The organism is Kitasatospora sp. NPDC004723, from assembly GCF_040609255.1.
Lineage (GTDB): Bacteria > Actinomycetota > Actinomycetes > Streptomycetales > Streptomycetaceae > Kitasatospora.
This window is the reverse complement of sequence record NZ_JBEXJT010000004.1, coordinates 47,712-60,859: the sequence shown is the minus strand read 5'-3', so window position 1 is coordinate 60,859 and position 13,148 is coordinate 47,712. Positions and strand designations below refer to the sequence as shown.

12 protein-coding genes are annotated in these 13,148 nt (G+C 73.5%); 9 read left to right on the top strand and 3 right to left on the bottom strand.

Annotated elements, in window-relative coordinates; translation table 11 throughout:
* Positions 1 to 140: 140 nt before the first annotated feature.
* The 5 genes from lpdA to thrS all read left to right on the top strand — a co-directional run bounded on the left by lpdA (position 141) and on the right by thrS (position 5,803).
* Positions 141 to 1,553 carry a dihydrolipoyl dehydrogenase gene (gene lpdA, locus ABZW10_RS06825; RefSeq protein WP_355361079.1) on the top strand — a complete coding sequence of 471 codons (1,413 nt, stop codon included), beginning with the start codon at positions 141 to 143 and terminating at the stop codon, positions 1,551 to 1,553.
* A gap of 259 nt (positions 1,554 to 1,812) precedes the next feature.
* On the top strand, positions 1,813 to 1,968 hold the full coding sequence (locus tag ABZW10_RS06820; protein ID WP_355361076.1) for a hypothetical protein: 156 nt from the start codon (positions 1,813 to 1,815) through the stop codon (positions 1,966 to 1,968).
* A gap of 170 nt (positions 1,969 to 2,138) precedes the next feature.
* Positions 2,139 to 3,476, top strand: coding sequence for a hypothetical protein (locus tag ABZW10_RS06815; RefSeq protein ID WP_355361073.1), 1,338 nt, complete (start codon positions 2,139 to 2,141; stop codon positions 3,474 to 3,476).
* Positions 3,477 to 3,597: 121 nt separating this feature from the next.
* Complete coding sequence (locus tag ABZW10_RS06810; RefSeq protein WP_355361070.1) at positions 3,598 to 4,329, top strand: leucine-rich repeat domain-containing protein; 732 nt, start codon at positions 3,598 to 3,600, stop codon at positions 4,327 to 4,329.
* 217 nt (positions 4,330 to 4,546) lie between these two features.
* Positions 4,547 to 5,803 (top strand): threonine--tRNA ligase, encoded by a 1,257-nt coding sequence (thrS, locus tag ABZW10_RS06805; RefSeq protein WP_355361067.1) that lies wholly within the window; start codon positions 4,547 to 4,549, stop codon positions 5,801 to 5,803.
* A 21-nt stretch (positions 5,804 to 5,824) separates the two neighbouring features.
* Here the strand turns inward: thrS and ABZW10_RS06800 are convergent, their stop codons facing one another.
* Positions 5,825 to 6,421, bottom strand: coding sequence for an NlpC/P60 family protein (locus ABZW10_RS06800; protein WP_355361064.1), 597 nt, complete (start codon positions 6,419 to 6,421; stop codon positions 5,825 to 5,827).
* Between the two features lie 211 nt (positions 6,422 to 6,632).
* Here ABZW10_RS06800 and ABZW10_RS06795 point away from each other — a divergent pair, with 211 nt between their 5' ends.
* Entirely contained in the window at positions 6,633 to 7,037 is a 405-nt protein-coding gene (locus ABZW10_RS06795; protein WP_355361061.1) for a RidA family protein, read from the top strand.
* A gap of 205 nt (positions 7,038 to 7,242) precedes the next feature.
* Positions 7,243 to 7,947 carry a ScbR family autoregulator-binding transcription factor gene (locus tag ABZW10_RS06790; RefSeq protein WP_355361058.1) on the top strand — a complete coding sequence of 235 codons (705 nt, stop codon included), beginning with the start codon at positions 7,243 to 7,245 and terminating at the stop codon, positions 7,945 to 7,947.
* A 134-nt stretch (positions 7,948 to 8,081) separates the two neighbouring features.
* Here the strand turns inward: ABZW10_RS06790 and ABZW10_RS06785 are convergent, their stop codons facing one another.
* On the bottom strand, positions 8,082 to 9,149 hold the full coding sequence (locus ABZW10_RS06785) for a TIGR03617 family F420-dependent LLM class oxidoreductase (RefSeq protein WP_355361055.1): 1,068 nt from the start codon (positions 9,147 to 9,149) through the stop codon (positions 8,082 to 8,084).
* A gap of 66 nt (positions 9,150 to 9,215) precedes the next feature.
* Positions 9,216 to 9,671, bottom strand: a complete 456-nt coding sequence (locus ABZW10_RS06780) for a MarR family transcriptional regulator (RefSeq protein ID WP_355361052.1) — start codon at positions 9,669 to 9,671, stop codon at positions 9,216 to 9,218.
* 157 nt (positions 9,672 to 9,828) lie between these two features.
* On the opposite strand from ABZW10_RS06780, the gene ABZW10_RS06775 reads away from it, so the two are divergent.
* Positions 9,829 to 11,295 carry an MFS transporter gene (locus ABZW10_RS06775; RefSeq protein ID WP_355361049.1) on the top strand — a complete coding sequence of 489 codons (1,467 nt, stop codon included), beginning with the start codon at positions 9,829 to 9,831 and terminating at the stop codon, positions 11,293 to 11,295.
* A gap of 165 nt (positions 11,296 to 11,460) precedes the next feature.
* On the top strand, positions 11,461 to 13,122 hold the full coding sequence (locus tag ABZW10_RS06770) for an AMP-binding protein (protein ID WP_355361046.1): 1,662 nt from the start codon (positions 11,461 to 11,463) through the stop codon (positions 13,120 to 13,122).
* Positions 13,123 to 13,148 lie beyond the last annotated feature (26 nt).

Genomic DNA, 13,148 nt, shown 5'->3' with positions numbered 1-13,148 from the left:
CCCCGCCCGGCGGGCAGGGGGCCGGGCCGGCAACCCGGTCGGGCGCCCGGCGGTAGGGGTCCGATGGGTGCGCGGGGCGGGGGCCTGACACCATGGCACCGAGATCACGACACCGTGACACCCTCGGAGGAGTCAGCACCATGAGCAGCACGCACTACGACGTCGTCGTCCTCGGCGCCGGCCCCGGCGGCTACACCGCGGCCGTCCGCTCCGCGCAGCTCGGCCTGAAGGTCGCCGTCGTCGAGTCGAAGTACTGGGGCGGGGTCTGCCTGAACGTGGGCTGCATCCCCTCCAAGGCCCTGCTGCGCAACGCGGAGCTCGCGCACATCGTGACCAAGGAGGCCAAGACCTTCGGCATCAAGGTCGAGGGCCAGGTGACCTTCGACTACAGCGAGGCGTTCAAGCGCAGCCGCACCGTCGCCGACGGCCGCGTCAAGGGCGTCCACTACCTGATGAAGAAGAACGACATCACCGAGTACGACGGCCGCGGCACCTTCGTCGACGACCACACCCTGCAGGTCGCCCTCAACGGTGGCGGCTTCGAGGTCGTCACCTTCGACCACTGCGTCATCGCCGCCGGTGCCACCACCAGGCTGCTGCCCGGCACCAGCCTGAGCGAGCGCGTGGTCACCTACGAGGAGCAGATCCTCACCGAGCAGCTGCCCGGCAGCATCATCATCGCCGGCGCCGGCGCGATCGGCGTGGAGTTCGCCTACGTGCTGCACAACTACGGCGTGCAGGTCACCATCGTCGAGTTCCTCGACCGGATGGTGCCGCTGGAGGACGCCGAGGTCTCCGCCGAGCTCGCCAAGCAGTACCGCAAGCTGGGCATCCAGGTGCTCACCTCGACCCGGGTCGACTCGATCGACGACAAGGACCCGGCCGCCAAGGTCAAGGTCATCGTCACCGCCAAGGACGGGCAGCAGCAGGTGCTGGAGGCCGACAAGGTGCTCCAGGCGATCGGCTTCGCCCCGCGGGTGCACGGCTACGGCCTGGAGAACACCGGGGTCAAGCTGACCGAGCGCGGCGCCATCGCGGTCGACGGCCGCGGCCGCACCAACGTCCCGCACATCTTCGCCATCGGCGACGTCACCGCCAAGCTGATGCTGGCGCACGCCGCGGAGGCGATGGCCGTGATCGCCGCCGAGACGATCGGCGACGCGGAGACCATGGAGGTGGACTTCGCGATGATCCCGCGCGCCACCTACTGCCAGCCGCAGATCGCCAGCTTCGGCTACACCGAGGCGCAGGCCCGCGACCTGGGCTACGACGTCAAGGTCGCCAAGTTCCCGTTCACCGCCAACGGCAAGGCGCACGGCCTCGGCCACCCGACCGGCTTCGTCAAGGTCATCTGCGACAACACCCACGGCGAGCTGCTCGGCGCCCACCTGATCGGGCCCGAGGTCACCGAGCTGCTGCCGGAGCTGACGCTGGCCCAGCAGTGGGACCTCACCGTGCACGAGGTCGCCCGCAACGTGCACGCCCACCCGACCCTGGGCGAGGCGGTCAAGGAGGCGATCCACGGACTGGCCGGTCACATGATCAACATGTGATCGCACCGTTCCGGTGCCGGGCCCGTCCGGCGGGGGGACCGCCCTCCGCCGGACGGGCCCTTCCTGTTGAGCGGGGGCACGGGGTGCGGGGCGTGGGGCCGGGGCCACGGGCGGTCGTCGTCAAAGTGCCGTCAACGCGGGGCGGATCCGCGTAGCCGGGGCGTCAAGAGCCGGTGCGCCAGGCCGTTCGCGGGGATGGACTGGAACCGTGGGCGGGGCCGACCGGGGCCGCCGCCGCGACCGGAAGGACGTCCGCGCCATGACCGAGTACCGACCGCTCTCCGAGGACCCGCGCGACCACCGCCCGCACGAGGCCGCGGAGGCGGCCGTCGAAGGGGCGGGGGAGGAGTCCGCGCCGGAGGAGCGCCGCACGGCCCCCGCGCACTGCCGCTACGCCATGGACTACCGGGACTGACGGTTCGCCGGCCCTCCGGCCGCCGGGTCGGCGAACCGCCGACCGGACCCTCGATCTCCTTCAACTACCGCTGCCTGTAAGGAGTTTATTGCTCATCGTTGCCTGGGTACGGGTGCCTGACCCGTCCGGGGGCAGGCCCCGGAACACCGGGACGAGGGGGGAACGCCTCCATGCGCACACATCGAATGCGCCGGATCGGCGCCAGAGGGACGGCCCTGCTGGCCGCCGTCCTCCTGCTGCTGCTCGGCCTCCCGCAGGGCGCCGGGGCCGTGCCGGTCCGCGGCTACACCGGCTGGTCGATCCTCATGTGCAAGGTCTCCGACAACGCCTCCGAGCCGCACACCGCCGGCTGGCTGCGGAACTTCTTCACCGACTCCGGCGCGGGCACCGGCGGCATGTACGACTACTTCAACAGCATCTCGGCCGGCGCCGTGCAGATCCGCAACTCCAACGCCGCCGGCTGGTACACCATGCCGTACACCCTCGCGCAGGAGCAGGGCCGCGACCGGGGCACCCGCTTCCAGGACTGCGTCGCCGCCGCGCGCGCCGGCGGGTACACCGTCCCGGCCGGGCACCGCACGATCGTCGTCACCAACGTCGGCATCGACTGGTGGGGGAGCACCAACGCGATCTACCTGGACGGCACCGGCCTCTCCTCGGTCTCCGTCGCCCACGAGATGCTGCACGGATACGGGCTCGGGCACTCCTACTCCAACGACACCGGCTACCGCAACGCCCCGTGGTCGCAGCCGGGCGAGTACGACGACCCGTGGGACGAGATGAGCGCGGCCAACGTCTACAGCCCGGGCGTCGGCAGCACCTACGGCAACGCCCGGCCGGTCGGCCTGGCCGCCTACCACCTCGACAAGCTCGGCTGGGTGGACCACAGCCGGGTGGCGGTCGCCCCGGCCGGCTGGAGCAGCTACACCCTCACCTCCTTCCAGAGCGACGACGGCTCCCACCCGCAGCTGCTGCGGGTGCCGATCGGAACGGACCCGTTCCACTACTACACCGTGGAGTTCACCCGGAAGCTCGGCTACTCCGCGGGCATCCCCAACGACGTCGTGCTGATCCACGAGATCGTCAACGGCACGCCCTACCTCCAGCGGACCCTGGACGGCGGCGCCCGGCTGCCCGTCAGCTCGCTCAACGCCAACGGCGACTCGATCTCGACCTCGATCAGCGGCGGCACCGCCGGTGTCACCGTCTACTCGGCCACCTCGGTGGCGGCCTACGGTCCCAACACCTGTGCCGCCGGCTACGTCTGGCGGGACGGCGACAACCGTGACTACACCTGCGTGACCCCGGCGAACCGGAACCAGACCGCCGCCGACAACGCGGTCCGCGCCAGCCGCTGGGTCTCCGGCCCCTACGGGCCGCACACCTGCGTCAACGGCTACGTCTGGCGCGAGGCCTGGCCCGGCGACGACGTCTGCGTGACCCCCGCCCTCCGCTCCCAGGCCGCGGCCGACAACGCCGCCGCGCCCTCCCGCGTCCTGCGCCCCTGACCGTCGGCGGGTGACCGCACCCACCCGGCCGTCCCGGCCCGTTCCGCGCGGGCCGGGACGGCCGGGGAGGGAACGTGCGGACCACGGCCGCGGGCGGGTGCGGGTGCGGCAGGATGGCCGGGTGACCGACACCATCCTCAATCTCTGGCGCCGCCACCCCGACGCCGTGCCCGCCGGCGTCTGGGACCGCACCGACCTCACGGTGCTCATCCTCGCGGAGACCGGCATCGCCGAAGTCCCGGCCGCCATCGGCCGGTTGCGGCGGCTGCGCACCCTCGACCTCGGCCACAACCGGATCGCCGCACTCCCCGAGGAGATCGGCGGCCTCACCGGCCTCACCGACTTCCTCTACCTGCACGACAACGCGCTCACCGCGCTCCCGGCGGCCCTCGGCGGGCTCACCGCGCTGCGCTACCTCAACATCGGCGAGAACCGGATCGCCGAACTGCCCGACGCCCTCGGCGCGATGGCCGGCCTGGTGGAACTCCGCGCCCAGCACAACGCGCTCACCGCGCTGCCCGGATCGCTCGGCGGCCTGCACGCGCTGCGCGAGCTCTGGCTGCGCGGCAACACGCTGACCGCCCTGCCGGACTCCTTCGCCGGCCTCGCCGAGCTGCGCGAGCTCGAACTGCGGGAGAACGCGTTCCCGGAGGTGCCCGCGGTGCTGGCCGGGCTGCCGCGGCTGCGCCGGCTCGACCTGCGGGGCAATCGGATCACCGGGCTGCCGGACTGGCTGGCGGACCCGGCGGCGCTGCCCGCGCTGGAGAAGCTCGACCTGCGCTGGAACGCGGTCGAGCCGGCCCCCGCACTGCTGTCGGCGCTGGCGGCGCGCGGCTGCGTGGTGCTGCACTGAGCCCGCGCGGGCGGGTCCGTCCGGGGAAACCGCTCGCCCGGCGGGCGTTCGGGTGCTAGCGTCGATGTCATGAAGCGCGCCGCAGCCGTCCTCACGACGACGCCGGAGAGAGTCCCGGCGCGCTGACTGCTGACCTAGTCCGAAGCCCCGGGGCGAGTGCCCCGGGGCTTCGCCGTACCGGTCCACTCGCCCGCCGAGCCGAGTGGAGACCACCGCCATGAGCAGCAACCCCGTCGCACCCCCGGCGGCCGCCGTCGCCGACCACCGCCGGCTGGGCCGGGAACTCGAACTCTTCGACACCGACCCGCTGATCGGCTCCGGCCTCCCGTACTGGCTGCCCGACGGCGCCGCGATCAGGCACGCCCTGGAAGAGTTCATCCGCGACCGCGAACGGCGCGCCGGCTACCGCCACGTCTACTCGCCCGTCCTCGGCAAGCGCGAGCTGTACGAGATCTCCGGCCACTGGCAGCACTACCGCGACGACATGTTCCCGCCGATGGAGCTGGGCACCGAGCAGGTCGTGCTGCGCCCCAGCCTCTGCCCCCACCACGCCCTGATCTACCGCTCGCGCGCCCGCAGCCACCGTGAGCTGCCGCTGCGGATCGCCGAGCTGGGCGGCATGTACCGCTCCGAACCGTCCGGTGTGCTCGGCGGGCTGACCCGGGTGCGGGCCATCCAGCTGAACGACGCGCACGTCTTCTGCACCCCCGAGCAGGCCGCCGACGAGGCGGTCGCCGCTCTGGAGCTGATCGGCGAGGCGCACCGGGCCCTCGGCATCCGGCCGGTCCGCCACCGGCTCTCGCTGCCGGGCGAGGGCGGCAAGTACGTGGCCGACCCGGCGCTCTGGGAGCGGGCCACCGCGCTGCTCACCGAGGTGCTGCGGCGCTCCGGGGTGCCGTTCGAGGCGGCGGAGGGCGAGGCGGCCTTCTACGGACCGAAGATCGACGTCCAGATCGCCGACGCCGCCGGGCGCGAGTCCACCCTCTCCACCGTGCAGATCGACTTCCACCAGCCGGAGCGGTTCGGCCTGCGCTACACCGGGCCGGACGGCAACAAGCACCGGCCGGTGATGGTCCACCGCAGCGTCATCGGCAGCGTCGAGCGGGTGGTCGCCCATCTGATCGAGCTGTACCGGGGGGCCTTCCCGGCCTGGCTGGCGCCGACCCAGCTGGTGCTGCTGCCGCTGTCCGAGGGCGAGCGGGAGCGGGCCGAGCGGGTGCGCGGGCGCTGTCTGGACCTCGGGCTGCGGGTCGAGGTCGCCGGACCGGAGCGGGGCAGTCTCGGCGCCCGGATCCGGGAGGCGCGGCTGGTGCCCTACCAGGCGGTCATCGGCCCCCGGGAGGCGGCGGACGACCTGCTCGCGCTGCGCCTGCGCGACGGCCGCCGGCCCGGCCCGCTGCCGGCGGCCGCGGCGCTGGCCCGGATCCGCGCCCAGGTGGACGCCTGTTCCGCGGAGCTGTGGGACGAGGCGTAGGGCCGGGCGTCCTCCGGACGTTCAGGGCGACGGCAACGGGCGGCGGGCGCCGGCGAATTCGCGGGACCAGCGGGGGACGTCGAACACGCCCTCCAGCCGGGCCACCAGGGTGCCGGTGTGCTCGGCGTGGATCATCGCGCCGTCCCCGGTCCACAGGCCCACGTGGTGCAGCGGCGCGTCGGGCCGGGAGAAGAACAGCAGGTCGCCGGGGAGCAGCGCGGACCGCTCCACCGGGGCGGAGCGGTGGAACTGGGCCACGGTGTAGTGCGCCAGCTCGACGGCGCCGCCGCTGGCCCGGTACCAGCAGTACAGTGACAGGCCGCTGCAGTCGTAGCCGACCGTGCTCTCGCCGAGGCACTGGCCGTCGAGGTAGCCGTTCTCCTCGTCGCAGAAGCCGAGGCTCGCGCCCAGCCGGTCCCCGCCGCCCCAGGCGTAGGGCACCCCGATCTGCGCGGCGGCCACGGCGGCCACCCGGTGGCCGAGCGCGAGGTCCCCGCCCTCGTCGCCGGGGCGGGCGACGGCGGGTCCGGTGCCGAGGGCGGGGGCGAGGCCGGCCCCCAGAGCGAGTCCCAGCATCCGGCGGCGGCCCCAGACCCCGGGGAGGTGCGGAAACGGCATGTGGACCCCTCGATCGTCGACGAACCGGGCGAGCCGGGCGAGCCACCAGGATCCCGGCCGGAGCGGGCGGCCCGCCATCACCCGCACCGGTGAATTCGCCGGCCGCCGGCCCCGATCCGCCCGGGGCGACGCCCGGAAATCGGTTGACGCTCCGGCGCGAGGATCCAACGATGGGGCGCGGCAGGGCCGAACGACCGTCCGGGAGGGACCCATGAGCAAGTCCGTCAGGCTGATCCGCAACCACCGCCTCACCCAGGCGGTCGACTACGCCTACGCGGCGGCCGTCGACGCGCCGGTCCGCTCGCTCTGGCTGGCCGGCGCCTGTCCGCTGGATGCCGAGGGGCGCACCGTGGCGGTCGGCGACTACGTCGGCCAGGCCCACCAGGTGATGCGGAACCTGCTGACCGTCCTGGAGGACGAGGGCGCGGCGCTCACCGATCTGGTGCGGACCACGGTGTACGTCGCCTCCTCCCGGCAGGCGGACCTGGGCGCCGTCTGGGAGGTCTACCGCGAGTACCTCGGCGAGCACGACGTGCCGAGCACCCTGCTCGGTGTCTCCGTGCTCGGGTACCACGACCAGCTCGTCGAGGTCGAGGCGGTCGCCGTGCTGGGCTGACCGCCGGGGTCCGGAGCGCCCGGAGCGCGCGGGCAGGGGGCTGCCGGAGCACCGGGGTGCCGGGCCGGGGCCGACCGCTCGGTCGGTATCCTCTGACACCGCGTGCCCGGGGCCGCGCCGGGGAGCGCCCCGGGCCGGTTCGGTGCCCCGGGTAAGATACGGGCTGTTTGGTTTGTTGCGGTGCGTGTGGGCGGGGGTGGTCGTGGTGGCGCGACAGGAGCGGGCGCTGCGGACGCGGCGGCTGATTCTGGAGGCCGCGGCCTCGGTGTTCGACGAGTGCGGATACGAGCGCGCGACTATCGGCGAGGTGGTCGCCCGGGCCGGTGTGACCCGGGGTGCCGTCTACTTCCACTTCGCGTCCAAGCGCGAGCTGGCGCAGGGGGTCATCGAGGAGCAGTTCGAGGCCGAGGCCGTGCCGGAGCGCTCGTGCAGGCTGCAGGAGTTCGTGGACACCGGGATGGTGGTCACCCATCTGGTGCCCATCGACCCGCTGGTCAGCGCCGGTGTGCGGCTCTCGGTGGACCAGGGCGCGGAGGGCCATCTGGGGTTCGACGCCGCGCCGGGGTGGATCGCCAGGCTGGAGCGGTTGCTGGTGACGGCGGGCGAGCGCGGCGAGCTGCTGCCGCACGTGGTGCCGGCCGACACGGCGGGGCTGATGACGGCCTCCTGGGTGGGCGTGCAGCTCCAGTCGCAGCGCTTCACCGGCCGGGCCGACCTCGCCGATCGGGTCGCCACGCTGTACCGGCACCTGATGCCGAGCATCGCCGTCCCCGGGGTGCTGGCCTGCCTTGACCTGGCCCCGGACCGGGGCGCGCGGGTGTACGCCGAGATGGTCGCCGCGCGCGGCGGCGCCGAGGCGGAGGGTGCAGTCACCCGCGAGGCCGGCGAGGTCGGCAAAGTCGTCGAATGATACCGCTTGTCCGGTTTCCCTGCCCGTCGGCCCTTTCGGCGGCGGCTGCGGAGCGTAGCCACGGCCGGACGGTTCGACGGTCCGTCAGCGGATTCTGGACGGCGTGGAGCTGACGGCCCGTCGACCGCAGGGCCTCAGCGCGGCGCGGGTCGATCGATCGCGCGCAGGGCGTCCAGGACGTCCAGGCCGAGGTCCGGCGCCGCGTCCTCCGGGAGGCTGACCGAGACCCGGGTGGCCAGGCCCGCGTACCGGCGGTGGATCTCCCGCGCGGCCTCCTCGACCGTGCCCGTGACGGCGAAGGTGTCGAGGACCCGGTCGTCGATCAGCGCGGCCATCTCGGGCCAGCGGCCGCGCAGCGACAGCCGGTGCAACTCCTCGTGCAGCTCCTCCCAGCCGTGCTGGGCCAGCACCGGACGGTAGGCGGGCGTGGAGGCGTAGAAGGCGAGCCGCTCACGGGTGGCCGCCAGGTTGGCGCGCAGCTCCTCCTCGGTGCGCCCGGTCGCGGTGAGCACGCTGCCGACGACCTCGAAGGGCCGCCCGGTCCAGGCCGCGCCCTCGGCCTCGGCCCGTTCGCGCTCCTCGGCGAGCGCCGGCAGCACCTGTCGGGCCAGGTAGTCGACGGAGGTGAACGGGTGGCTGAGGAAGCCGTCCGCCACCGCGCCCGCGGTGCGCACCATCAGCGGACCGACGCCGGCCAGCAGGATCCGCGGCACCCCGGCCGGGACCGGATCGGGGGAGAAGACCGGCGTCATCACCGTGTGGGTGTAGAAGTCGCCCCGGAAGCGCAGCCGTTCGCCGGTCTGCCAGCTGTGCCAGATCGCCCGCACCGCGTGCACGTACTCGCGCATCCGTGCGGCGGGCCGGTCCCAGGGCATCCCGAAGCGCTTCTCGATGTGCGGCTTGACCTGCGAGCCGAGCCCGATGACGGCCCGTCCGCCGGAGGCCGCGTGCAGGCCCCAGGCCTGGTAGGCGAGGGTCATCGGGGTCCTGGCGAGGGCCACCGCGACTCCGGTGGCCAGCTCGATCGAGCTGGTGCGGTCGGCGGCGCGGGCCAGTTGGAGGAACGGGTCGTAGGCGGTCTCGGAGACCACCAGCCGGTCCGCGCCCCGCCGTTCGGCCTGCTCGGCGGCGTCCAGGATGCCGGCCGGATGGGCGGGGGCGAGCGCGTCGAGGAGGAGGGCGGGGGCCTGCGGGCGGTCCATCTGTCGGGCTCCTGGTGGGGCGGTCGAGTCCGGCGGGGCGGCGGTGTCCGGAAGCGTCAGGGAGTGTCAGGGGCGGGGCCAGGGCCGCCCGTCGAGCCGTTCGATGCCCGTGTTGAAGCGCCGCAGGAACCCGGCGAAGGCCTCGACGTCCTCGTCGGGCCAGTCCTCCATCACCAGGCCGAGGGCGTGAGCGTGCGCCGCGCGGTCCTCGTCGAGCCGCCGCTCGCCCTCCTCGGTCATGCGGAACTTGCGCGCCAGCCCGCCCTCCGGGTCGGGGATCCGTTCGACCAGCCCGGCCCGGGTCATCGCGGCGGTCTGCCGGTTGAGGGTCGAGGCGTCGAGTCCGAAGGCGTCGCTGAGCTCGCCGATCGACATCGGGCCCTGCATCCGGATCCGGCTCAGCAGGATGTAGGCGCTGCGGTCGAGACCGCTGCCGTGCGGCCGGACGCCGACCGGGCTGAGGTAGTGGTGCCGGCTGAGCACCATGTACTCGAACGCCACCTCGTCCGTGGGTCCGCTCATGACGTCGTCCTTCCCGCCCCTGGCGTCGGTGCCCTGACCTGCGATGTTTGCGCACAGTATGGCAGGTGTGCGCCCATCGGAGTCTTTATGCATCATGCATATCATGTGTAGGATGCATATCCGTCGACCGTCGTACGGAACCGAGGAGCCCCCGCCCATGGCCGCCCCACAGACCACCGCCCCCGACCGGACCGGGAGGATCGTCGCCACGCTCGCCCTCACCGGTACGGTGGCCGCGATCATGCAGACCCTGGTCACCCCGCTGATCGGCGAGCTGCCGAAGATCCTGGACACCTCCGCGTCCAACGCCTCCTGGGTGATCACCGCGACCCTGCTGTCGGCCGCCGTCTTCGTGCCGATCAGCGGCCGGCTCGGCGACCTGCTCGGCAAGCGGCGGATGCTGCTGGCCTGCTGCGCCCCGCTCCTGGTCGGCTCGGTGATCTGCGCGCTGACCTCCTCCGTCCTGCCGATGATCGTCGGACGCGGACTGCAGGGCATGGGCATGGGCGTGGTCCCGCTCGGCATCAGCCTGCTGCGCGAGGTGCTCCCGCCCGAGCGGCTCGGCTCGGCGATCGCCCTGGTCAGCGCCTCGATGGGAATCGGCGGCGGCCTCGGCCTGCCGATCTCGGCGGCGGTCGCCCAGTACGCCAGCTGGCGCGCGCTGTTCTGGGGCGCGGCCGTGCTCACCGTCGCGATCGCCGCGATGATCCGCTTCCTGGTGCCCGCCCCCGCCACCCCGCCGGCCGGCGGCCGCTTCGACGGCCTCGGCGCGCTCGGCCTGGGCGCGGGCCTGGTCTGCCTGCTGCTGCCGGTCTCCAAGGGCGGCGACTGGGGCTGGACCGACGGAACGACGCTCGGCCTGTTCGCCGCCGCCGTGGTGCTGCTGCTCGGCTGGGGCGTCTGGGAGCTGCGGATCGCCGAGCCGCTGGTCGACCTGCGGGTGACCGCCCGCCCGCGCGTGCTGCTGACCAACGCCGCGTCCGTCCTGGTCGGCTTCGGGATGTACGCGCAGGCGCTGATCATCCCGCAGCTGCTCCAGCTGCCCGAGGCCACCGGCTACGGCCTGGGCCAGTCCATGCTGGCCATGGGCCTGTGGATGGCCCCCTCCGGCCTGATGATGATGGTCGTCTCGCCGCTCGGCGCCAAGCTCTCGACGGCGCGCGGCCCGAAGTTCACCCTGGTCGTCGGCGCCCTGGCGATCGCCGCCGGGTACGGGCTGTCGATGCTGCTGATCGGCTCCACCTGGGGCGTACTGGTCGTGACCCTGGTCTGCAACGCCGGTGTGGGCCTCGCCTACGGGGCGATGCCGGCGCTGATCATGAGCGCCGTGCCGATGTCCGAGACCGCCTCGGCGAACAGCTTCAACACCCTGATGCGCTCGCTCGGCACCTCGCTCTCCGCCGCCGTGGTCGGTGTGGTGCTCGCCCAGCTGACCACCACCATGGGCGGCCATGTGCTGCCCTCCGAGACCGGCTTCCGGGTCGGCCTGCTGATCGGCTGCGGGGTGGCGCTGGTCGCCGCGGCGGTGGCCGCCACCATCCCGCTCCCGCCCGGCCAGGGTGCCCCGAAGGCCGCCCCCGGCGCCCCCGAGCGCACCGCGGTGCGTGACGCCGCCTCCGCCTGACGGGCGGGGGACGCCGGGGCCGGCCGCACCGGCGGCCCCGGCACGGCACCCGCCGCCGGTCGTCCGTCGCCCGTGGGGAAAGGGTGGTGCGCGCGTGGGTGACGGGGCGGGACGGGCGGCGTAGAGTCGGTCGACCTGCGCCGGACGAGTCCAGGAGCCCTCACCATGACCTCGCCCTCCCCGTCTCCCAGCATCAGCACCGGTGACACCTCGGTGCCGCTGCTGGAGCACACCATCGGTGCCGCGCTCGACCGCGCCGTCGCCGCCTTCCCCGACCGGGAGGCGCTGGTGGACGTGCCGAGCGGCCGGCGGTGGACGTACCGGGAACTGGCGGCGAAGGTGGACCGGGTCGCGCTCGGGCTGCTCGGCCTCGGGGTGCGGACCGGCGACCGCGTCGGGATCTGGGCGCCGAACTGCCCGGAGTGGGTGTTCACCCAGTACGCCACCGCGCGGATCGGCGCGATCCTGGTGACCGTCAACCCCGGCTACCGCGCCCACGAGGTCGAGTACGTGCTGCGGCAGTCGGGGATCCGCACGGTCGTGGCGGTGCCCGCCTTCAAGACCTCCGACTACGCGGCGATGCTCGCCGAGGCCGGCCCGCGCTGCCCCGGACTGCGCGACGTGCTGCTGATCGGCTCCGCCGGCTGGGACGAGCTGCTGGCGGCGGGGGAGCGCGGCGACCGCGACCGGCTGGCCGCGATCGGGGCCGGGCTGAGCCCGGACGACCCGATCAACATCCAGTACACCTCCGGGACCACGGGCTTCCCCAAGGGCGCCACGCTCTCGCACCGCAACATCCTCAACAACGGGTACTTCGTCGGTGAGCTCTGCGACTACACCGAAGCGGACCGGATCTGCGTGCCCGTGCCCTTCTACCACTGCTTCGGCATGGTGATGGGAAACCTGGCGGCGCTCTCCCACGGGGCCTGCGTGGTGATCCCCGCCCAGGCCTTCGAGCCCGTCGCCACCCTGCGCGCGGTGGCCGCCGAGCGCTGCACCTCGCTCTACGGCGTGCCGACCATGTTCATCGCCGAGCTCAACGACCCGGGCTTCGCGGAGCACGACCTGTCCAGCCTGCGCACCGGGATCATGGCCGGCTCGCCCTGCCCGATCGAGGTGATGAAGCAGGTCGTCGACCGGATGGGCATGCGGGACGTCTCCATCTGCTACGGCATGACCGAGACCTCGCCGGTCTCCACCCAGACCCGCGCCGAGGACCCGCTGGAGCGGCGGGTCTCCACCGTCGGGCGGGTCGGCCCGCACCTGGAGGTCAAGGTGGCCGACCCGGAGAGCGGCGAGACCGTCCCGCGCGGCACGCCCGGCGAACTGCGCACCCGGGGCTACTCGGTGATGCTCGGCTACTGGGACCAGCCCGACCGCACCGCCGACGCGGTCGACGCCGAGGGCTGGATGCACACCGGCGACCTCGCGGTGATGGACGAGGAGGGCTTCCTCACCATCACCGGCCGGCTCAAGGACATGGTGATCCGCGGCGGCGAGAACATCTACCCGCGCGAGATCGAGGAGTTCCTGTACACCCACCCGGACGTCCAGGACGTCCAGGTCATCGGGGTGCCCGACGCCAAGTACGGCGAGGAGCTGATGGCCTGGGTCCGGCTGCGCCCCGGCGCGCCCGAGCTGACCGCCGAGGCGCTGCGCGCGTACTGCGCGGGGCGGATCGCCCACTACAAGGTGCCGCGCTACGTGCACCTGGTGGACGAGTTCCCGATGACGGTCACCGGGAAGATCCGCAAGGTGGAGATGCGCGAGCGGGCCGTCGGCCTGCTGGGCCTGGACGGCGGCGCGGGCGGCGTCGAGCACGCCTGAGCCGTCCGGCCCGGCCCGGGGCGGGG